This window comes from Pectinatus haikarae (genome assembly GCF_015732185.1).
GTDB lineage: Bacteria > Bacillota > Negativicutes > Selenomonadales > Selenomonadaceae > Pectinatus > Pectinatus haikarae.
Genome location: NZ_WIQM01000001.1, coordinates 140,979 through 164,104 on the forward strand (window position 1 = coordinate 140,979; position 23,126 = coordinate 164,104).

At 40.0% G+C, this 23,126-nt stretch carries 24 protein-coding genes; all 24 read right to left on the bottom strand.

What is annotated here, in order from left to right; all coding sequences use genetic code 11:
* Positions 1-176: 176 nt before the first annotated feature.
* Entirely contained in the window at positions 177-788 is a 612-nt protein-coding gene (locus I6758_RS00695; RefSeq protein ID WP_196603286.1) for a hypothetical protein, read from the bottom strand.
* Between the two features lie 9 nt (positions 789-797).
* A complete protein-coding gene (locus I6758_RS00700) occupies positions 798-1,187 on the bottom strand; it encodes a hypothetical protein (RefSeq protein ID WP_196603287.1) in 390 nt (129 codons plus the stop codon).
* Positions 1,188-1,189: 2 nt separating this feature from the next.
* Positions 1,190-1,387, bottom strand: coding sequence for a hypothetical protein (locus I6758_RS00705; RefSeq protein ID WP_196600114.1), 198 nt, complete (start codon positions 1,385-1,387; stop codon positions 1,190-1,192).
* Positions 1,380-1,961, bottom strand: coding sequence for a GH25 family lysozyme (locus I6758_RS00710; RefSeq protein ID WP_196603288.1), 582 nt, complete (start codon positions 1,959-1,961; stop codon positions 1,380-1,382). Before I6758_RS00710 ends, I6758_RS00705 begins: the two co-directional genes overlap by 8 nt.
* Before the next feature lie 197 nt (positions 1,962-2,158).
* Positions 2,159-2,413 carry a hypothetical protein gene (locus I6758_RS00715; protein ID WP_196603289.1) on the bottom strand — a complete coding sequence of 85 codons (255 nt, stop codon included), beginning with the start codon at positions 2,411-2,413 and terminating at the stop codon, positions 2,159-2,161.
* A gap of 36 nt (positions 2,414-2,449) precedes the next feature.
* A complete protein-coding gene (locus I6758_RS00720; protein ID WP_196603290.1) occupies positions 2,450-2,779 on the bottom strand; it encodes a hypothetical protein in 330 nt (109 codons plus the stop codon).
* 66 nt (positions 2,780-2,845) lie between these two features.
* Positions 2,846-3,598 (bottom strand): hypothetical protein, encoded by a 753-nt coding sequence (locus I6758_RS00725; protein ID WP_196603291.1) that lies wholly within the window; start codon positions 3,596-3,598, stop codon positions 2,846-2,848.
* The gene (locus I6758_RS00730; protein WP_196603292.1) at positions 3,598-4,551 is read right to left on the bottom strand and encodes a hypothetical protein; all 954 of its coding nucleotides are present in this window, start codon (positions 4,549-4,551) and stop codon (positions 3,598-3,600) included. The genes I6758_RS00725 and I6758_RS00730 overlap by 1 nt, the downstream gene beginning before the upstream one ends.
* A 13-nt stretch (positions 4,552-4,564) precedes the next feature.
* On the bottom strand, positions 4,565-9,520 hold the full coding sequence (gpJ, locus tag I6758_RS00735; protein ID WP_196603293.1) for a TipJ family phage tail tip protein: 4,956 nt from the start codon (positions 9,518-9,520) through the stop codon (positions 4,565-4,567).
* The gene (locus I6758_RS00740) at positions 9,517-9,924 is read right to left on the bottom strand and encodes a C40 family peptidase (protein ID WP_196603294.1); all 408 of its coding nucleotides are present in this window, start codon (positions 9,922-9,924) and stop codon (positions 9,517-9,519) included. Before I6758_RS00740 ends, gpJ begins: the two co-directional genes overlap by 4 nt.
* On the bottom strand, positions 9,921-10,535 hold the full coding sequence (locus tag I6758_RS00745; RefSeq protein WP_269140311.1) for a DUF1833 family protein: 615 nt from the start codon (positions 10,533-10,535) through the stop codon (positions 9,921-9,923). The genes I6758_RS00740 and I6758_RS00745 overlap by 4 nt, the downstream gene beginning before the upstream one ends.
* Position 10,536: 1 nt before the next feature.
* Entirely contained in the window at positions 10,537-10,887 is a 351-nt protein-coding gene (locus I6758_RS00750) for a hypothetical protein (RefSeq protein ID WP_196603296.1), read from the bottom strand.
* Positions 10,884-15,641: a transglycosylase SLT domain-containing protein gene (locus I6758_RS00755; RefSeq protein WP_196603297.1), complete on the bottom strand. Its 4,758-nt coding sequence runs from the start codon at positions 15,639-15,641 to the stop codon at positions 10,884-10,886. The genes I6758_RS00750 and I6758_RS00755 overlap by 4 nt, the downstream gene beginning before the upstream one ends.
* A gap of 4 nt (positions 15,642-15,645) precedes the next feature.
* Positions 15,646-15,975: a DUF1799 domain-containing protein gene (locus tag I6758_RS00760; RefSeq protein ID WP_330998003.1), complete on the bottom strand. Its 330-nt coding sequence runs from the start codon at positions 15,973-15,975 to the stop codon at positions 15,646-15,648.
* Positions 15,975-16,316: a hypothetical protein gene (locus tag I6758_RS00765; protein WP_196603299.1), complete on the bottom strand. Its 342-nt coding sequence runs from the start codon at positions 16,314-16,316 to the stop codon at positions 15,975-15,977. Before I6758_RS00765 ends, I6758_RS00760 begins: the two co-directional genes overlap by 1 nt.
* Before the next feature lie 15 nt (positions 16,317-16,331).
* Positions 16,332-17,642, bottom strand: a complete 1,311-nt coding sequence (locus tag I6758_RS00770) for a phage tail tube protein (RefSeq protein WP_330998002.1) — start codon at positions 17,640-17,642, stop codon at positions 16,332-16,334.
* Positions 17,643-17,655: 13 nt separating this feature from the next.
* Complete coding sequence (locus I6758_RS00775) at positions 17,656-18,165, bottom strand: hypothetical protein (RefSeq protein ID WP_196603301.1); 510 nt, start codon at positions 18,163-18,165, stop codon at positions 17,656-17,658.
* An 8-nt stretch (positions 18,166-18,173) separates the two neighbouring features.
* Positions 18,174-18,767: a hypothetical protein gene (locus tag I6758_RS00780; RefSeq protein ID WP_196603302.1), complete on the bottom strand. Its 594-nt coding sequence runs from the start codon at positions 18,765-18,767 to the stop codon at positions 18,174-18,176.
* Entirely contained in the window at positions 18,767-19,120 is a 354-nt protein-coding gene (locus I6758_RS00785) for a head-tail joining protein (protein ID WP_196603303.1), read from the bottom strand. Before I6758_RS00785 ends, I6758_RS00780 begins: the two co-directional genes overlap by 1 nt.
* A complete protein-coding gene (locus tag I6758_RS00790) occupies positions 19,117-19,332 on the bottom strand; it encodes a hypothetical protein (protein ID WP_196603304.1) in 216 nt (71 codons plus the stop codon). Before I6758_RS00790 ends, I6758_RS00785 begins: the two co-directional genes overlap by 4 nt.
* Before the next feature lie 13 nt (positions 19,333-19,345).
* A complete protein-coding gene (locus I6758_RS00795) occupies positions 19,346-20,401 on the bottom strand; it encodes a major capsid protein (RefSeq protein WP_196603305.1) in 1,056 nt (351 codons plus the stop codon).
* A gap of 16 nt (positions 20,402-20,417) precedes the next feature.
* Positions 20,418-20,789, bottom strand: coding sequence for a head decoration protein (locus I6758_RS00800; protein WP_196603306.1), 372 nt, complete (start codon positions 20,787-20,789; stop codon positions 20,418-20,420).
* The gene (locus tag I6758_RS00805) at positions 20,789-21,913 is read right to left on the bottom strand and encodes a head maturation protease, ClpP-related (protein WP_196603307.1); all 1,125 of its coding nucleotides are present in this window, start codon (positions 21,911-21,913) and stop codon (positions 20,789-20,791) included. The genes I6758_RS00800 and I6758_RS00805 overlap by 1 nt, the downstream gene beginning before the upstream one ends.
* Positions 21,910-23,126 (bottom strand): phage portal protein (locus tag I6758_RS00810; protein WP_196603308.1); only part of this gene is annotated, 1,217 nt, incomplete at its 5' end. The genes I6758_RS00810 and I6758_RS00805, both read right to left, overlap by 4 nt.

Consider the following 23,126-nt stretch of genomic DNA (forward strand, 5'->3'; position numbering starts at 1 on the left):
CTTCAGGCAATCTAATTGCTCCCCAAATTTTGAGACTGATTACTGACAGCCGGTAGAATTTTTCTACCGGCTTATTTTTTCAAGGAATTTTAGGTTTTATGTAATTTCTTTTGAAAAAAAGTATGTACAAAATAAAAAAGCCCGACACTGGTTTTATGCCAATGCCGGGCTATTCCCTACCATGTATATTCTAATTTTACCATTGTTGCCTTATCATCAAAATTATAATCAACGCCAACGCCGAGGTACTGGCCGCCTTTCGTGATTTTACGCGACACCGAATAACCTACTTCCTTCGGGCTTGGATTATCTATCGCTTTCGGCGCATAGGAGACCGTATGCAATACTTTCTTGTAAGCTTGAACATTGTATTGGTTCAGGCTTATTTGCGTGTCAGAGGGCAATTTAGAGGTATCTACCGTTTCAGTTGAATTCGCTGGGTCCGTCACAATAGAAAAATCAGCATTGGCTTTTTCCTGCGCCACCTTTTCGGCTGCAGGTGCTGCGCTGGCTGTCGTGTAAACGACATATTGCGGTTGCTGTCCGGACGATACGATGTATTTTATCTGGCTTGCTGCCTCTTTTGCCTGATCACTGGATATTTCAACATCAGCATTAGTGGCAGCATTTTCTACACCAGCAGGGGTTTCAGCCTGTTGCTGTGATTCATTTGTCACCGGCTGTGCCGGATGAAAATGTTGGTAAATAAAATATGCGCTGATACCTAAAATAATAATGGTCAGCGCACCTATGATAATCTTTTTATGGCCTTTTATAAAATTTATCATACAATTACCTCATTTTACAAAAATGTAGTAGCCTAACATCAGTAATCCTGCTATAACATATACGTCATAACGGTATTTTACCCACCATGAAGTAGTTTCTGAGCCTGCATTTTCGATAGCTGTTTCGGTATCTTTTACTACATCATCAACCGCTGTTTCAGCCGCAGCCTTTTCTTTTTCGACAAGTACCGCTAATTTATCGGTCTTGGCCTTGATGTTGTCTTTAATATCAGAAATAGCACCGCTAAATAAGTCTGCGCCCGCGGTTTCTAATGATGTCACTGCAGCGGTCATTTTTTCGATGTCAGCTTTTATTGCCGCCTTGTCGTCATTTACTGCCGGTTGAGCACTTTGTTGTGCCGCCTGATTTGTTGTTTCCTGATTCTGTTCATTTGCCATTATTATAACTTCCTTTCAAATTCACTGTGAATATCAGTTCCATTAAGCCAGAATTCCGCACGGTCAAAGTCATGCACATATCCTTCGGGACTCATTGGCACAAGTACGCATGTTGCGTCGCCTGCCGCAAATACAATATATTCTTCCCCCGTACTTTTTTTGATATATCTTTCCTTGTACTTTACTTTTTCATCACTCATAATATTCGCTCGCATCATAAGGTAAACTATCGCTATAATGGTCGGTATACTGCCATATTTTATGCTTTAATTCAGGATGTTCGGTTAAAAGATCATTTTTGCTGTTATATTGCGCTGACCAAATCGGCACATAATCAGGTAAGCAAGTTAGATCAATCTGATTAGATAACCAGTTATACGAGCTGTACAAACCAACATAGTTATATCCGACAGCATTAAGGCTTGTAATAAATGCCGTTATTGGATAGACAACGTTTTGCGGACCGGACAGCATACTGTTATCCTCTGCGTCGTACCAGATACCAAGTTCCGGATTTGCGCCGTTCAGGTAAGTCTTTATCCATGCGTCAACCTGCGACGCTTCGGCTTTTGCGTCATTCACGGTATTAGCATGGCCGTAATAATAAACACCATATTTCAAACCGTGTGCGACTGCGTTATTGACGTGATCAACAAACATTGAGTCAAGCTCCGACCGTTCACCTATTTTTAAAATCACACCTTTAAAGCCGGCATCGGCAATCGCTTGCCAGTTTACATTAGTTTGCCATGCGGATAAATCAATTATTCTCATATTGCAATATCCTCCGTAATCTTACATGGAGCATTAACATCACAAAAATATAATATGTTATCCCTAATGCAGTTAAAGCTTGGAAAAGTGTTTTCAAGGCTTTCATTCGGACAATTAGACTGTGCAAATATATCCTTGATTTTTTGTTTATCCTCATCCGACAGCTTTTGATTTTGTGTTACTATTGTCATTTATTATCAATCCTTTCTATCCGGAAACTCACCCGGCACACTGTTTTTACTGCTGTCTATCATCCATTTAAACAAACCCACAAGTCCCATACCGCAGGCGGATATCCCCTGCCAGCAGCTATCAATTTGGAACTTTGTGCCGTAAAGTCCATTAGACCAGTAACCATATACCCATGAAAAAAGGACTACCGCCGCTGCGAGTAGTCCGAATCCAATGCAGATAACTGCTATGTGATTTTTTATTTTTGTCAGGAAAATCAATATCACACCTCCCACTTAGATAACGGATTTTAATGATCACCTCCAAAAATGCTGTAATAATATACCGACAATGCTTATAAAAGCAGCAGTAAGCCCACTGACTATACGTGCTGTACGATTGATACTGCCAATTTTATCATCAATAACATTGCCCAGATCGGTTTTAAGTTCTTTTCGCGAGTTTTCCATGTCATCAAGCCGATGATGCGCTGACTTTGCTGACAGTAGAGCTTCTTTTGCTATGTCATTAGCGTTGTTTATCCTTAACTGACATGGGATGCATGATTCATTAAGCATCTTTAATTGAGCTTCTATACTTGACAGCCTGCTTACTGTCTCTTTTTGAAATTCAGTATTGTCTTCCAAAAATAATCACCACCTTATCACGATTTATCGGCTTGATAGCTTGTCACAGCAGTTAGATTACAAGCTTCAGTTGCTATTCCATACTGACTGATAATTAGCACTACACCCAGTACCATAAGTATTAACAGCATCTGACCATGATATCGTTATTGTAAGTGGATTTGGATCGGATGTATGTTTTGATAAATCTGCATTACCAATCGATACGAATGTTTCTCTATAGACGTCAACACCAATTTTGCGTTGTGTGCTTACCCTAATTAAATATTGATTACCAGAAGTAACGGCTACATTTCTTGAACCACTCCATGCATTACTATAAACCGCTAATACATTAACATGTGCAGGTACAATAAATTGCCCAGAAGCTGTTTGATTACTTGCATATGTCACACTGCCTGCAACAACTAATGTAGCCCCACTCGTTGCATATGCTGTTATATCTCCTGTAACATTCCCAGATGATACATTGACGCCGCCTGCTGTATAGCCGTTGTTGCCAATGATAGAAACGCTGAAAGCATCACCATATCTGGCAGTAAATGATGATGTATAGCTGGTACCATTGCATATTACTGTAATTGTCTGGTTCGCAGATTGAGAAATAGTAACGTTAAAAGTCTGACGAATAGCAATATATTTCTTAGTCGTTCCACCGTCCCTGCTTACCCAAAGCTTCGTAGTATACGAAGCTTCATATGCTGGCAGTAATAATGCATATGCCCCATCTACAGTGAGATAATCATAACCAGATCGTTTAGAATTGACCAATTCCATAGTGTTTTTTATACCATTAAAAATATAGTACAAGTCACTCATTAACTATCAACTCCTATGGTCACACTGCCAAATGTAAGAGTATTACCAGAAACTACTTTATTTATCGCATCAGTTACAAAAGCCGTTGTAGCTATCTGTGTTGTATTATCCCCCGAGGCCGCTGTGGGTGCCTTAGGCGTACCTGTTAATGTTGGTGATGTCAAAGGTGCATAGGTATCAATAATGACATTACCGCTGGCATCTTGTGTAGCCTTTGTTGCCGCAACAGCATTAGCAGCATTAGCTACTGTGCCATCTGTAGTAGCCAGCGTCTTAGTAGCTGTGCCATTGCTCCACGTAGGATTAACGCTAGAATTAAGTATCGTAGGATAGGCAGTAGAACCAAGGATACTATTATTGTTGGCATCACGCAATACCAAATTATACGCTGTACCTGCTTTGTCTACGCCATTTATCTGTATATTATTTGCCAAATTTAGGGCACCGGATATAGCACCACCGCTGTTTAGCACACACCCAGTTACTGCAATGGTCAATTTGTCGTTTGTAGTATCAGCAACGATATTTATATTTGCACCCGCAACAACCGTCAAAGTGTCTTGCTTGGAATCCGCTTGAATTGTGTTACTGCCAACTGCGACATTTGCAAATGTGTTTTGATTTACCTCCGCGCCTGAGGCAATGCCATCCAACTTAGTTTTATCTGCGGCAGACTCAAAGCCATCTGTATTTACCGTGGCAGCCGCATGTACATGGCCCACCATAGCAAATTCACTGGCATGATGTCCATCCACCATGTCGGCGTTGAGATTTACGCAAACTGTACCATTTGAAACAGGTATCTGTCCTGTGTTGTTACTAGGTATAAGCCCTGCTGCGCCTTTTGCATCAACAATTTGCCCAGTACGTAGCTGCTCCTGATTTGCCCTGATTTCTGCAGGTGCAGCGCTGATATATTCGGTGTCAGCAGGATTATCGCCATTATATGACATTTATACCATCTCCTTAGTAGCCGCCAATTTGCAGACATACACTGCCCGCAACAACAGCATCGTTATTAGTTTTATCTACAATTTGTCCTGTGCATTGAGCCTTATCCACGCTTAGTAATTCAAACTGCAGGCCAGAACCTATCACAGTACCTATAATTGTAGGATTAGTGTAAAACGTGTGCCCGTAGGATATCGTGTTTATTGCGGCAGACAAAGATACAGTTTTGCGTATATCGGTATCTGGCACATCAATAGACACCATAAATTGATTTACTTCCGGTGTTTTAGTAGTATCAGTAGTCGCAATGTCTATACGAAATTGGATATATCGAAAAGTACGTTGAATAGGCTTGAAAACTTCCCAGTCCATCCAAGTAGTATTGTCCTGTGAAGTCCGAATGTACAATGCCGCCAAACCGCCTTTGAGTGCGGCAGAGCTTGTGAACAGCGTAGTCACATTTGCAGTTATGACACTGTCTACGTCAATTACTGCCGAGAGATAAGTGCCGGATGCAAAATAATTACCGCTAGTATCCTTTGCTAATTTCAGCACCGACGCACCACCAATATCACTGAATTTCGTCGTAGGATAGTCACTGAATCTACCGCCGAGTGTCTGGAAGTTCAAGACAGATACACCGAATGCAGTGTTGCTGTGAGTACCGCTTGCCAGTGCTATTTCATCGTAAGTTTCAATGACATTCCGAGAAGAAATGCTTAACACAGTAACCGAGGCACTAGCTGCGTTGATACTGTACTTACCACTGCTGTTTATTGCCTTTACAAAGTACCTATAAGTTCTTGTATTATCTATATCAACTGTGTAATTAGCATTGGTAATTCCTGTTGCAACTGTGCTGCCTTGGTCAAACGAATATCCTTCATGGACTTCATAGCCTGTAACATCAGCATCGCTGCTTTTATTCCAATAAAGTTCCACGGTATCACCATTCTGAAACGCCATAAAGCCAGTAACGTCCGAAGGTTCAACCTGCACATTCACTGAAATTGACAATTCGTCTGAGTAATATCCAGCATTATTCACAGCTTTTATCATTACTTTGTAATTGCCGCTGGCGGCCAATGTATACGTAGAGTAAAGTTCACGGGTAAATGGTAGGCTTTCTCCGCTATTCCAATCGGAACCAATCTTGACTTGATATCCGCTAAGGTCGCCATCGTCAACTTCGCCCCATTGGATATTGAGAATACTTCTGTCATCAGCGTTCTGCGTAGCTTGCAACGATAAAACCGCAGTAGGTCTAAGGTCGTAATTACCACTAACTGATGCTGCATACTGTGATTCATTACCCGCGATAGTCACAGCTTTAATCAGCCATGTATGTGATAATTCATCAGTTAACTCTACGTCATAAAGAGTCGTGGAGACACGTGGAGAAAGTATCGTACCAGTATCCCAAGATACACCTGACTTTATCACATAGTAAGCAATGTCAACTTCTGATGGTGCATCCCAAGTAAGGCGCACTATCGTTTTATCAGTGCTGCTTTGTGTAGCTTTAAAGTTTGTGACATCAAATGGCTGTATGGAAACATCAACGATATCTATGCTTGCTATTGTGCTGACATACCCGGCGACTGTCACGGCTTGCACCATGTAATGAAAAGTGCCATTACCCGGAAGTGCAGTTTCCAGCGTGATTTCCTTGGTCTGCGCAACAAGTGCGCCGTTACTCCAAACGCCACCGTATTTAACAACGTAATATGAAATATCGCTGCCCGACGATGCAGTCCACGACAATATAGCTTTAGATTTATCCTGCGTAGACTGGACTATTGCAAGGTTCGTTACGACATCTGGTTCAAGTGTTATCTGTTCTGTGAGATTTGTAGGAGTAACAGAATAAAATCCCTCAGCATTCACTGCCTTTGCCCAGAATGTATAGTGTCCAGAACTTGGCAACGTATACCGTACAGTCGTAGCCTTGGTCTTGGTAACGATGACTGTTCCTGTGTCCCAAGTATCGCCCATGCGTATTTCGTAGTAGCTAAGGTCTATTTCGGTATTGGCGTTCCAAGTGAACACTGCAATACTGCGATCTGCATCGGATTGTGCAAAGGAAAACCCTGCTACATCTGCGGGTTCACAAGTTATCGTGACCGTTTGTATATCAGGGTTTGTTGATTCATTTCCGCTATTATCTACCGCTACCACTCCAAAAGTATATGAGCCAGTTGAAGATGCGGTATAAATATAAGTTGAGTCTGTTAAAATATTTGAAACAAGGATATTATTTACATAGACACGATATCCTTTAAGATCTATATCGGTATTAGCTGCCCATGTTAATTTAACCTGAGTAGCATTTGATAGAACCTGTATAACCATAAGTCCAGTAACGTCGTTAGGTGGGATATCCTGTCCAACATCAGCGGTAATTGTAACTCCACTTGACTGAGACAAATTAGTAATAGTTTTTATTTTTAAGTAATAAATGGTATCTGGAAGTGTATCAAAATCAATTGAAAATGCGCTTACCTCTGCAATCATATTAAAATTCACGTTATCAGTTGATGCATAAACGAGAAACTTGCTTGCGTATGCGCCTGATGGAAGTTCCCACGAGGCATATAAATGAGCATGTTTTGTACCATCTGATGCCAGCCAATGTACTTGCCTTGCTGATATATTAATAACATTCTGTGCCTGATTAGCTTGTGCAGTAGAATAGTTCTGCGGTGGTACTGTATAGTTCTGGCTAAAGACATTCGCATTGTATTCCAAAGCTGTAATTTGGCGTTCAAATTCGCCATTATTGCTTCTGGTGATAGCTTTAATTGTAAACCATTTGGAACCTATGTTTACTTTAGCGATATCGCATATGTCTCCTATTGATGGTGCATCAGTCCCAAGACTAGCTAAAACGGCTTGAACGCCGTCTGACAAAATAGTAATTGATGATACCTCAACAGTATATAAGGAATCAGTATCTGACGCTCTATACTGAAATTGATAAGCTGCTGCACTATCATAATTATCAAAAATGCCATTCATTGTAATAGTATTTCCATTGACGGCCGTAATGCGCCCACTACAGGCCCATTCAGGCACATCATGTGAGAGTGCAACAACATCGCCAACATTACAGGCTATTGCATCAATTGAGGCATTAAATACACAAGTACGTACAAGCCATTTATTACAGTACAGTTGGTACTTGCCATAAGCATAAGCTTGTTCATAGCTTGTTATGCCATCCATCGTAATTGATGTTACTGTATTATATTGATCTGCTTCATCATAATCATCTGAGTAGACAGTTGTAGTATCACGTTCATAGTTTTTATCTTTATTAGTAAAAGTTATTTCAACGGCATTTGCTCTATCCGATGTCTGCAAAAATTCTTCCTGGAAACTTCCCTGTATAATGTTCCCCATTGTAAACATCTGAACAGGCGTATCCACAACATCGTCAAATGTGCAACCATATTTGACTCCGAACAATTGCACTCTGCCATAACCTACACAGGCAATATTTTTATTTATGACGGTCAACATCTCATCAGCTGTATTGACTTCAATATTCACATGTAGATTTTTTGCTGTACATGATGCCGCCCATGCAGCAAACTTATCGTACATCATGAGTTCTGCCGGCGCACCATCTATGACAACCGCACTACCGTCACCATATAAATCCACTGCCCTGTGCACGGCATCATATGACGCCCATGCGGGATTAGTAGCATCTTGTTGTTCATAAACAGCTTTATCAGGATTATAGACTAATACTGTTGAACGTGTCTTTAAAAAGGTAACAGCTGGTGATCCGGACAGCTGATCTGTGGCGAGGACCTTAATTCCAATAAGTCCGATCCCCGGATAACAAAAGTCATCATAAGTTATTCCTGAAACCGCTGTCCACCAGATTCGAGTTTGTGCTCTGGTGGACCCTATATCAGCACCACGCCCTGTGCAAATAACGCGCACAGTATAAGTACCGGCCGCTATACCGTCTACCCTATACTGTTTACGCACTGCGCTTGTCTGCGCTGCTGATATGCTTTCATTAACAAATGTTATCCAATTGTTACTGCCTGTAATACAATAATCAGCCTTTATTGATACCCATTCTGTACCTAAACTGCCATTATCATTTGCGTAATACAAACCATTTGAGCATTCCACCTGAATCATTAAGCCTTGATTAGCGTTACCGTCAATATTATATTGTCTATAAGAATCAGTTAATAATTCCTGATCTAATGCCAATGTCGAAACAGTATCATTAAAATTAGCTATTGCAGATTGGTTAAAAGTACCGTTTCTTATGTCATAGCTGGTATCTTTATAATAACCAATCGGATTACTGTTCATTTCTATATCACTAAAGTTTAACGGCCCTTCGCCAGCAGATATGAGCCAGTATAAATACTGATTGTCATTACTGATTGTGATAAATTTACTAAGCGTTTGCCCACCGGATTTTACAGTACCATAGGTAAGCGGGATAGGGTTACCCTGTCCACTGGTAGTAGTAATTCCATCCCAGCTATAAGTAGGATTCGATGCGCTTTCCTTTTTTGCCGTGCCAAAAGCATGATTAATAAGTGTGCCACCTAAATACATAACTCCAGCAGCAACAGCATACCCACCAATAGCCGCCCAGCCTGTTGCCTGTGATAATGCGGATACACCTGCAAACCCTGCACCTAATGACATGGCAGCCACCGATAAAGCAATTGTAGCTACAACAAGTAGTGGATTTTTACCGCCACCTTTACCAATAGACGGGGACATAACAATAAAGTCACCATCATTTATTTTATTATCAGGATTTACTAATTTCCCTTTAACGGCAAATATCATATTATCGGCATCTATATTATCAAAAAGGTATGGCTTTGTATAATCAAGCAGTGTTTTATCAGGCTTATATTTAATTTTATGTATTTCGCGCCCTTTATAAGGCGCAAAAGGATTTTTTACTACGATGATTGTTATCATAATTGGCCCTTATAAATAAAAAAGCCAGCAATCACATGTCGCCATGCTATGCTGTGTATGTTTTCTATACAAACTCCTGTCTTTTCCCTGATATGAATAAATCGTGAATTGCCTATATAAACCCCGGTATGATTGACAATAGGCGACGGTACGCCAAACCTTATTGCCAATAAAGCAGGTACCGGATAAGGAGGCTTAACCTCTCGCCATACACTTGAATCCATTTGCCCATGAATAATGTTGCTGATTTTATCGCTATCATCATAATCAGCGAAAAATTCCGGAAGCTTAATTCCAAACCTTCCATAAACTTCCATTGCAAGACCATAGCAGTCAACTCCGGTTTTTATATCCCTGCCATTATTTTTAAATGGCACTCCGATTAAATCGTCATATTTTATCATACATATACACCTTCCTGATCAATACCAGGGAAACCGCCAAAGCGTGTGCTGTTTCCATTTGCCCTGCAACCAGATAATGTATGATTACAGGAAGTAGCGCTTGATGTACAACCGCAACGAGCGTCTTTGTACTGAAACCTACAGCCATTTTTTAAATACCTTCCAATGGGGCGTCTTGAATCCGGTGAATAAGATGGGCCAACAGTGAGTGTCACAAAATTTTGGTCTACGTCGCATTTTGTAACTTCGTATTTTTCTTCAATTTCTGGTGTATTGCTATTAAGATTTTTACTATTTACAACACGCAGAATTACCGTACCACCATTAGCACCATTTGATTCTTCAATATAATAAGTAAGTGCGCGACTTGTATTGTCTACCTTAATAGCAAAAGACGGGTAGGAACCTGTCGAATCTTCCTTGCATTCTTCTATTTCGAGAGGAAACGCTTGCCATAATTGACCATTCCATGTGATATCTTCGGTGTTATAGCAAACTCTGATAGGGTCTACGCCACTTATCGGCACCTGCAATTCTAAAAGTATAAGCATAACGGAATCAGTAGACATTTTGTTTTTTTCTTTTTTTGCAATTGAAGATAATGCTAGCATATTATGCCTCCGTTAATGTAATAGAACCTGTCAGGGTATTAACATCCTTTGTCTCGAATTCTTCCTTTGCCGTATACCTTACGGTATAAGTTGTGTTATCCAAAGGACATATCCACTCAAATGTTAACGCTGAAAAATAAACCGTATTCCGTAAGAAATCTGATAAAATAAGATAATCACTTTTGGTGATAGCATCCCACTTCAATTTCCATGATAGCCGGCTTTTAGTAAATTTACGGCGCCCGACCTGTGAACCGTCATCCATTTTTGTTAAAAGGCTTGTATCTTCGGGGTCTATAGTAGTTCCATAGGATGGTTTTATAATGTCCGGAAATGCAATTGCATCACTCATCCTACCATCCCCTTAAATATATTTCTGATATTAGAATCATTATTGGCAACAGCTTCCAATACAGCGGATACCACATATTTTTTACCGTCAAATTTTACGTTTCCAGAAGTTGTTTTTATCTGCTGCCCTGTTTTATTTACTAAAGTCATCTGAACAGATGGAGTGCCAGACGCATTATTATTATTATTTGCAGTGCGATTTAAAATATCTGCCGTTTCTCTTGCATTATAGACATAACCTGGTGTATTTGTGTGTATAAGTTCTGCACCATTTTCACCAACAAGAGCATATCCGCTATCCATTTCACCACCACTGGCGTAAGCAGACACGTTCCTAAAGGTATATGCACTGCCAAAAGTATATCCAGCCCCAGATGATGTTGAATCAGTCAAAAGTGATTGCATTTTAGAAAATGCAATGTCATATGCACTTGATGGACCCGAATATGAACCTGTGTTACTGCCAAATATGGTCATAATACTGTTCATGACGAGTCCCTGCATGATAATCTTTGTCATAGTGTTAAGGATAGTATTACCAACATCTATATACAGGTTTTTCATGCGTTCTGAAAATGACTTATTTGTCGTCAGCAGATCACTAAATACACCTTCGATATCACCGGTTACACTATTCCATCCGCTTTTCATAATTGACTGTGCATCCATTTGATAACTTTTCATTTCACGCATAGTGGATTTCCAAGCATCATTTGTTGAGTATTTACCTTTGTTTTCAGCTAATTCCTGTTGTTTTTCAACAAGTTCCTTAGTTAATGCAAGCCTGTCCTTGTATGAAATATCTGTTTGGTTTAATTCTTCGTTTAGAACCTTGATATATCTTTCTAATTCCTTTTGCTGCCTAATATCTAAATTACTTTCGTAATCATTTTGTAAATAGCTCATATCAGAAAGGTGTTGTTTTATTTCATCATGCTCAGTACTGTATTCCTCACGGACTTGAGCGTTTGCATCTTCATGAATTTTTTTAATTTTAGCAGCTAAATCAGCTTGCGCTATATCAGTATCGCCTTTATTTTTACCAGAAGCTTTTACCATATCCTCAAATTGGTCATTAGCGGCATTTACATCAAATTGTTCCTTATCGCGAATAGCATGAATTCTGGCAGCAGGATCAGTGCTCAACTGGTCATTTGTATATAAAGTGTCCTCTATCTGTTTGCGACGCCTGATACTCCAATCACGGTAAGCCTTTTTATCCGCCTCGCTTCTATCTTGTTCAGCTTCAGTTAATGCTTTGTTAGTAAGAGGAGATGTATACCTACTAAATGAAGTAGGCGCTAGATTTATGCCAGCACCTAAACTATTATAATCAGCCTGAACCTGCCCCTCGTATTCGTCTGTGCCTTCACCATAATGTTTAACGCCTTCCCATATATCACCGTATTGATTTATCTTATCCTGTAATATAGTAATTGCGGCTTTAGCATTTTCAAGTGGATCCGTGTCATAAGCTGGATAAAGATCAGAAATATTAGAGCGACTGCCATCATTATTAGCAACATCTTGTCCCGGCGTAATCTGAAACATACCGCGAGCGTCAGAGTTAGGATTATAGGCATCTTCGTTGATATTATTAACATCGTCACCGCCAGATTCACGCATGGCCAGCGCAATCAAAAGTGGGATATTATCAAATCCTAATTCTTTTGCTGCCTCTGTAATTGTCCCAACTGCATCAGTCTGTGGAATGGCAGCCTGTGATTGACTAATGTCCGACTGCGCGTTATATTCGGGAAATAATTGAGACACCGATACATAACCAACTGGCGCTCCGAAATCTCCTTCAACACTGTTTTTTTCAACCACACCTGTCGAACTATTAGCACCAACATATCCGCCTTCACCGTTGCTTATAACAATATGGTCACCGCCTAATACAACAACACCGTCACCAACATTAGGCATATACCCATCGCCTGCCGGATGCCAAGCGCCATTATCCGATGCATATTGTTCAATAGCGTCTACTGTCCTACCTATAGACACTCCTGTTGCCTGTTCAATGCCATCAACAAATAATTTGCCACAATCAGTATAAGAAACACCATCACCACCAAGCTGATAAGGCATGCCGTCTTTTGATGCGGCTATATTATAAAGGTCTGCACCTAAACCGCCGCCCATAGTGGTATGTTGAGCCGTTGTATAGCTCAGGGTCTTTAAATTAACAGCCGCTCCGTGAATTTGTTTAACAATGTCAGTCCATTCTTTTTTATTTTTTGATAAATCAATTTGAAGTTGTGTGCCGGTGTATTCAAGAAGCTTTTCATCTAAGCTTGCTAAAATGCTATTCATTTTATCGTTAGCCTGTTTGATAAGCTGCGCATTTTTATTAATAGTATCAGAATATTGTTTATTGGCTTCAGCAATCTGCTGTTCTTGGTGGGCAAGCTGACGAGCAGCCTTTTGAGCCGACTTATCATTATCGTCACCAGAATATTTACCTGTTACCTGCCCCATTAAATCTTTAATTGCTTTTTGAGTATCTAAATAGTGAGGATCCTGTGATAACTTTTCTTGGATAGCCAACCAACGATCTTGTTGTGATTTTTCTTCATCAACTTCTTTTTGTATTTCAGCATCATAATCAGCTTGTTCTTTAGCGGCTTCCTGTTCCCTTATATCTTCGTCATTATAATTATCAATACTATTGGAACTACTCGTCCCTATACCAAACTGACCGAATAGTTTTGACGAGTATGAATCGATTCCGTAACTTGGCAGCCCTTCTGAATTAGCGGCAGGTGTTATATTACCATTTTGTTGATAAGTATAATATTGTCCATTAGGTGCTTGAAACGTATGTTCTCTGGTATATTTTTGTTCTTTTTGGAAATAATCATCAAGTTTAGAAGTGGCATACATTGTCATTAAGGCAACTGTTACCCAACCTCCAGCCAACGTAAATACAGAAGATGCTAAATCTTTTACAATAGTTGTCGCCGTACGTCCAGCTGTAACCATTTTGCCGCCCGTAACTTCAGCAGTGGTCCCAGCCCCAGCTACAACAGTTGCTGTCTTAGCAGCTTCACCCGTCAAAGTTGCTTGCGCTGCTGTACCTGCAGTCGCACCTTCAACAGCTTTTACTCCTGCTGTCGCTGCAGCCGTTCCCTGCCAATCAAAAGCAGCATTGGTTTCTAATATTTTTTGAGCAAGTTCAGTTTCACCCATTTGGATAAGTTCGATGGCACTTGCAGCACGAGCCGACATTGTACCAGCGGCAACCCCTTGCGCATCTAAAGAAGTATTTGTTTCTAGTATCTTTATAGCAAGTTCGTTTTCACCAGCCAAAAGGGCAGCGTTTGCACCCCTAAAAGCAGTAGCAGCAGTTGTAGCGGCTAACATTTTACGTGTTTCAGCGCCGGTAGTATTTGTCACTACCTGCCCCAACTGTGCTTCTAAAGCTATTTCTGCAGCAATATTTGTTTTACTGACTTTCGGGGCAGAAGTAGCAGCGATAGTCGCCATTGATGTTTGTGCTTCTTTTAAATATGCCGTCTTTTGCGCCGTCATGGCCGCTGTTTGTGCTTGCAGTTGAGTTTTTGTTTTAAGAGCAGCACGCCCTAAGAAGGTTTCTGCTTCTGTCGCGCCATTTAATACATTCCTATAATCCAAGATATAAGAATTAATGCCCCTGCCTACCCACGTAACCATTAAAACTTCACCCATTATGGCAGCATGCTGTGATACAAAATCAATTCCTGCACCAAGTGCATGTAGTGCTGGAACGCCTACACCACTGATATCCGTAACAAATTTTTGAAACTGATTGCCAAAGTTCATTAAAACCTGTCCGGCAGATGCAATTTCTTCTATTATATCCGGATTTACATATTCTACCTCACGAGTTTGATTGTTAATTTTAACAAACTGGTTGGCTATATTTGCCAATTCATCGGTTACTGATTTCAGTAATGGCGTTGCACCTAAACCACCGATACGAGCCATCGCTTCCTTTAAGTGGTTCCAGCGTCCTTCTAGTAGTTCAAGGTAATTCTGATTGGCTTCCATTTCACCTTGAAGTCTGGTGCTTAGGAAATTAAATAATCCATTAGCTGATTGTTTGGCCTGCTGAATATCTTCATTAGTAAGACCTAAAACAGCACCTAATTTTGTACGCTGAACATTTTTACCACTGATTAGATCCTGTGCATCACGCATTAAAATGTTTCCGTTTAAGCCTAATGATTTACCAGTTGTAGTTAGGGTACCCGCTAATTTCAACGTCTGTTCAATAGACATTCCGGCATTCAAGGCGTTCGGCAACATTGCCCTGAAAACGTCAGAAATTTCTCTTGTTGAGGCCCCCGTTACTAGCGCCTGATCACTAAGTTCTTGCATAAGTTCTTTAGACATACTTAATGACTGATTCCATGTAAGGGATTCTCCATTGATCTGCCCCATAGACATTAAGGAACCAGCAAGAGATACCGCACCAGTCTGCATTGTAGTATAAAATTCAAGCGCCGCCCCGATAGTTGAATGCATAGCATCACCAAGTCCATTTACACCTGCTATAGCTAAAGCATAACTTGTAGTGTTGGAAAGAATAGAATTAAGCGACATTATGCTTGTGCCGGCATTTGAAAAGGTGGAATTTAATGAGCCTACATTACCACCTAAACCCTGTATGCTACGTGATGTTTTTTCAGCAGATGATAATACGGACTGAAAGGCCCCCGTCGCGTTATCTTTACCTATAATGTTGATCTGTACATCATTTTGAGCCATAATATCACTTTCTTTCCATTTTCTTTCTAATTTTTTCTATCGTGTATGCCTCTAACGCTTGAATCTTTAAAAACATGCCCGGCGAAACCTTTATATCAAGCTGTTTTGCTATGGCAAGCATAGACGAATAGTTAATCCCTGCCAGTACGGGAACCATCCCGCCTGACCACTGCCATTGAGTTTGGGAACGGCTCCACAGTTTATAGGTAGAATAGTTGATTGGCATTAATTCAACCTGTTTTGCATCACAATTTTCACAATCCGTATTTTCGCCGGCTGCCCTACATGATTCACAGTAGTCTGCCCATTCATAAGTCCATGACCAGACATCTATTAGTTTTTTTCGGACAACTTATCTCCATAGGTCAGATCGTATATCATACGTCCAAATACTAAACATACATTATTAGGCAGATCAGAGAAATTAAAAGATTTATAGACATTATCCAAAATCCAGTCATAGCAGCTTTCCTGTACAACAAGAGGACTACGTTTATCCGTGAATACCTCTTTTAAATAATTATTATGCGACTTATCAAGTTCTTTACGTTGTTTGCGAGTAAGCGCTTTAAGTTCTGGCAGTTTCTTTTCCGTAATCAACTTTTCAATATATTCCTGCTGTTCTTTATAAATCTGTTTAGCTTTTTCTTGATTCTTTTTTTCCTCGTCTGTCATTTATGAAACCTCCAATTATCCTGCATATGATGATACATCATTAATAAGTGTAGCAATAACCGCTGAATTGCCCGAATCATTGCTGTAATAACCTTTATAGCTTAATGTAGCTGTAACTCCTTTAGGCCCATCTACAGTAGGGGTGGCACGTTCAAAAAGCAGCTCCGGTAATTTAATACTTAAACTGTACGGGCCATTACTGTAAATTAATTCCAAAGATGTTTCGGTACCATTTATTGCCTTATCAAGTAAAGATGTGTCAATAAATAATGCTTCAACCGAGCCCGACGGAGTTAAAACGCCTTCATTGATAGCTGGACGGATGCCAGAACCATTAAGGCAATAGGTATCACCATCTAAACCATTATCAATATCAAGCTGTATTTTACGGCATATAGCAAGTGTATTACCGCCTTCTTTTACTTCGGCATTTACGTTATTAAACCGTAATAATGCTAACGAGCTTGGGGCTGCGGAAAGAGGTACAGCTGCTTCCACTTCATTAGCCGCCATCATATCCATTGTGTAAGTTGTTTCATTGTTTCCAACTTGGGCAGTCAGTGAAAATTTATTAACTTTTGCACCCAGGTACCGAAAATATTTGCTAATATCAGAAAAACCTTTTTCAATTGTCAAAGATGGTATACTATCACCAACTTTAAATACATGCTGATAAAGCGCTGCACCCGCTGTTGATACACCATTAGTCATATTAAGCAAATCACCTAAATATGTTCCTGATGCTGCTGCCGTCATTTGACTAACAGAACTTGTTGCACCAGTCGTACCTGAGGTTATTGTGATTTTCTGTGTGCCTTCATCATAAGATACTATTACCGCACTAAACTTTGTATTAGCCGCCTGTATTGCTGTTTGAATGGCTGTAGCAATAGCAGCCATAGACGATACAGATGCGAACGTAATGCCTGTTACATCGGAAGCAGTTCCATCAATTGAAATATGAAAAGATCCTGTGGTTATTTTTATCCAGTCTTCTAAAGTTACATCAATCGGACTATTAGAAATTAAGTTGCCTGACGTACTTAAAGAAGTGGTTGTCGGCACACCGATAATTGCCTTTAAAGCCAGACCTATATTACGGACATCAAGCGGTAAATCAATCTGTCCGGATACATCAATCTGTCCTAAACCAGGTTGCACAGCATCCCTGCGCCCAGTAATAGTATTTGATTCTATTTGATTTTGCTTAGAAGTTAAAGCATTCTTATTGAACGGCATACGATATATTGTTCCGGTTGATGGAAGAACCCCGTATGTAGATTCAAATGCTAGATTAAGAATGCTTTTCATGCCTTTTGCTTGCATTGTCAATCTCCTTTCAATATGTCAAAATCTCACCCATAGCGGGTTCAATATTAGTCGTTGCTAACATAACTCCAGCAAACTGCGGGAAAGCCGTGACCGGAGAAATATCGTATTCAATTTTTGAAATAGGATAGCCTATTTCTTCTGCGTAGGTCTGTAATACTTCAAAAATCATCTGCCCAAATTCATCACATTCCTGCATGCCTGAGATGATAATTTCTTTTGCATCCGAATAGTCATTAAACGGTTTTTTAACACCATCTACTAACACGTTTGGCTGTGCGATTACCCAAGCAACCCCGACCGTATAGATAAGCGGGTCTGAGCCTTCGCTTTTTCGCCCCGGCATTACAAGAATGTAGGGGCAATATTTTTTATCAGGTGCCTGCCTTGGATTAGTTCCGCCTAAAAAAATAGGAGTCTTACCATAATTATTCTGGCAAAACTCCTGAATTTCATTCGATTGTTCGAGCGCCGTCAGCCATTTGGAACATATTGACCATAACGGCAATGTCATTTCCATTTACTCACCTACCTATAAACCTTATATATACGATCACTACTTGCCGTAGATCTTGCATTATTACCGCAGATATAAGATACAAGCTTAGCCTGTACTGTCTGCATAGCAGTAACATTGACATCCGGTAATATTGGAGGGAATGTAGGACGAGCCGCAATAGTCAGTTCTGTCTTACCCTTTGCAAGCTTAATGCCCGCTGCCGCAAATGCCCGACGTACATTATCGGTTACTTCGGTTGTAAAACCTTCCTGCTGCTTGCTGCCTAAATTTACAGCTGAGCCGCTGAGCCAACCAACAGTAACAACACCTTCATCAGCTCGTGTCTTATCGTAACCTACAGCTTGTTTCAAGCGGCCCATTGTCTGATAATGTGATTTAATATTGCCGCCCAGCACCATTTCTAATGCTTTACGCAGTTTATCAGGCATTAATGGCGTATAAGACTCGCCGCCCGGCGCACCTGACTGAATACCAGACTTGATTAATTTTTGTGACTGATAAGCAGCAGATTTTAATGCACTAGCAATCCATTTCGGATTATTAGCAACTAAATCTTTTAAATAGGGAACTGCCATATCATCATATTCGATTTGTAATTCCATTATGACAGCCTCCCCATACTGACAGCCGATTCACCAGATGAGAACCGTAAATCATACATACCATTCACGCATTGGTCTATGGTAACAAAAGTATAAGTGTTGCCATTGTAAAGAATTTCATCACCTATATGTGGCTTGGGAATGTCTGACTGTCTAATAGTAAACGTAGCATCTCCGTAACTACGGTCCTTTTCCTTTAGGTTCCATTTTTCTCCTGACGAAGTGCCAATTTCAATTAGTGCTGAGATATTTTTATCAACGCCATCTGATGTATAAGTAATTGTTTCTGCCATTTCATCAGAATTAAAAAAAACACTGTCAACGTCAGCCAGCATATCGTCCTTCAATGTCATTTTTTGGTACCCATGGTTTTTTTAGGATCAACATCAGGAAGCTGCGTATCTTTTTTTACTCCATCAGAAGTTCCTGCTATTATTTTTAAGGTTCCGTTACTAGCGGCAGCTAATTTTTTGCCCTCATCATCGGAAATTCCTTTAATAACATCATCTTTTTTATAAGTCCTACCGTTGTGCCTTACTTTAAATTTATTAACTAAAATATCCATCAATAAGACCTCCTTAAAATGCCTTTACAGTATACCAGTCATCTATAAATTCTGGTTTTGGCACGCATTTAGATGCAACACGTATCAGTTGAGTATCTTTTCCTACTTCGCTCCACACTTTCGGTACATTCTTGCCTTCATAGGTTCTATAAACATTATCCTGTTCAAGCTGAGTCACAGCGCCGAAAAGCTGAGAACCACGACCACGAACCCCCATAATGAAGTAACCGTCAGGAATGTACTGCTGCAAAGTTCCTGTGCCATCATCATATACACCATCATAAGCCCATATCTGAAGATTTAAAGAACTAATAAAACCATAGAACATTACACCAGGTGCAGTAATACGCGGCTGGAACTGCATAAGAGTTAAATTATCTCTGTTTGGAATAGATAAATACTTAAGCATTTCACTGTTTTCTATGATTGCGTCTGCCGTTTTGAAGCTGCAAATCCCGATATCTGGTATTTTACCACTATTACGGGCTATTGTTTTGGACATATCCTGCATAACACTATAAGGAGTACCTGTAGTCGCACTCCAACAATCAGTGCCAGATAAAGTAAGCTTCTGTGTCCAGTCAGCAAATGTTACAGTATCTACTAAAGCTGTTTTTCCGTCATCTGCATAGCCAGTAACATTAAATTCACCATATAACATTAGCTGAGCGCACATCCATTCAATACGGCGCACATTCATGTCTTGAAGTTCTGCCATATCTTTAGCGCGTAAAACTAGAGCACGCTGCGCCGGAGTCTGAACGGAAAATACATTTTCACCGAAAGAGCGGTTTTCAATATCCTTTATAGTAGTGGGACGTTGAGGTGCCATCATTGGTGGCTCATACTGTTTTGTCTGAAAACCAGTGCGCTGCATAGTTACTCCGCTGCCATTTTTAACAATGAATGGCGCAAGTTCACGACTTCCCTTTCTGTAATCAATTAATACAGTAGGAGTATTGAAAGTATTTTCATTCGGAAAAAAAGTGTCCCTGAAAAGTGTCTGAGGCGGATAACTTTCTTCTAATGCCTGCAAAAGTGTGTAAGTACTATTGATATCTAATCCCATTATTTACATCTCCTTTTTATTGTACGTTCGTCAGATAAATATCAAGATCACGCAAGGTGTCTTCATGCGTATCTGCTGTGTCAGTCCCGCCAAATATCAAGGCGCTGCGGTTAAACCGTCCACGTAAATATACCGTGGCTATAACATCAGCATTTGTTGCGTCAATTGCTTGAGCCAAAACACAATTAGCAGTCTGGCTGCCATCAGTATTTGTACTTTTTACAATCGTGTATTTACCTGATGCAGTAATCTTTCCAAGGACTGTACCTCTGGCTAAAACCCCTGCCCCGCTGATTATAGTTACGTTTTTTGTCAATCGTGCTGGTATCGGGCCACCGATTAAAGGATCATAAGTAAATGTTGCTGCTGTATTTACTAATTCGCTCATTATTTTTTCACTCCATTTCTTTTATTAATTGCTTCTACCATGAATTTAACCGCATTTTTACGCTCAGTTTCTTCATTTTCAATTTTTGATTTACCGTTTGATGCAATATTATCAACACCAGATTTTTTATTATCCTCTATGACATCTTTCATAAAATCCTTGCCATCGTTTTTTTGATATTCTGATTCTTTTGCTGCAGGATACTTATTTAATATATCTACTACATATTTTATGTCCTTTTCTGATTTACCAGAGCTTTTAGCGTCCACTATTATAGCGTGAAGCGCTTCATTTTGTGGATCGTCCATTTTTTCAAGTGCTGAAATGCGTCCTCTTTCATTTTCTATACTGTTTTGAGCAATTTGTCCATACAAATCCGGATAAGCTTTTTGCAAATCCTCCAGCGTATTGATTTTATTTTCTTCCAAAGGTAATTCCTCCTTATTTTCAATTAATTTTTTCTTATTTTTTTCAATAAACTTCTTAAATGAATCGGCATTTCCGCTGTTTTGTATAGCAAAACGAGTAAACATAAGCGAGTTTTGAATGGGTGGCTTTTGTCCTTCGTCCTGATACAAAATTTCATCAATAAAGCCTAAATTTTTAGCTTTTTGGGCATCCATATAAGTTTCATCATTCATCATTTGGCTTATTTCATCAGCTGATTTACCTGTTTTTTGCAAATAAGCGTTCATAATTGTCGTTTTTACAGTATCAAGCACATCTGCTACTTTTCTTAAATTTTTTGCTTCTCCTGATACTTCTGACGATGGGTTATGAATCATCAACATGCCAACAGGTGACATTTGGACAGTATCACCAGCCATAGCAATAACAGAAGCTGCTGACATTGCTTTGCCATCTATGATAGTGGTAACTTTTCCGTTATGGCTTTTAAGAGCGTTATATATACCGGCACCAGCCGTGACATCACCACCGTAAGAATCTATCCATACTGTTATATTCTGTCCTGAATACTTATTAAGTTCATCCCTAAAAGTATTTGGTGAAGCAGCTTTAATACCAAACCATTCATACATCCAAATATCATTATCATCAACGATATCTCCATCAATCCGGAGTTCTGCACCATCAGCAACAGGTTTAAAATTCCAAAACTTCATGTTTTATTCACCTCCCCGTTTTGCTCATTTTCTGAACGATCAGAGCTTGGTACAACCGCTGTTTCAAGTGGCAAGCCTAACCTTTGCATTGTCTGCTTTTCTATTGCTAATCTTTCCACATTTTCATCCCATGAAGTGCCTGTCATTTCCGCTGTTTCTTTTTCACGTGTAGAAATACCATACTGAACACGTAATGCAGCGCCCTGCACTTCTTTTATCGGGTCCAAAACTCCCATTACAGGACCATACCAATCAGTATTGCACCATGCGTTATGAATAAGAGGATCATCGAAAAAACCTAGTGCTTTTATTCTTCCTATTGTGATAGCTTCAGCAAGCCAGGCTTCAAACACAGGCTGGCAAAAATCTCTTGCAAACCATGTACGCCGCATTTTAAAATTTGAACCCGCCTGCAATAATGCTGCCCTGCTTGCCGTATAAGAAGAATTGAACGATTTAATCAATACTTCATATGGTATTTCAAGCGCCGCGCCTATTTCCTTTATTAGAGCCTGCGTGAACGGTTCAAATGTTGATAAGCTTCTCTGCGGATCCATTGATGTAACCTTATAGCCAGGCGGCAGCACATTCATTGAACCAGGCCCAAGTTCGAATTTATCAGGATCAAGTGTTATTTTATCTCTTGGCTTAATGCCTTCATTGAGCGGAAAAGCGCCGCCTGTATTTGGAACTTCTTCTGAAAAAAAGACCGTAAAATATGCTTTAATGATCGCTGCTGTTAATTCAGCACTTGTATAACGGCTGACTTGCTTTAAACTTTCAAGTACTGGTGCTAAATACGGAACGCCCCGATATTGCTCGGGACGTTCATCATGACCAATTTGTAATATATTCGGTTGTCCAGTCTGCGGACTAAAGGATTCTACGCGTACCCATTCGGGTAATTGAGTCATGTTCGTTGGATCATATAAGTATTTATTGCATACCCAATACGCAACTACAGCACCGTCTACATCAACTTCAACCCCATCAATAATATGGTTGCCATTATTAGGATTCTGGACAATTACCATCCATGGAGAAACAGAACTAATTACTCCCTGTGTGCCAGGATTGCATACCCTGCTGCCTTCAAATAATTGAATTCTTAACGCATAAGGCATTCCAGGTTGTGGTGTACGATATTTAAAAGCAGCAAAACTATCACCATCAACAAGATATGACATATAAGCAATATCCTGCATATCATAGA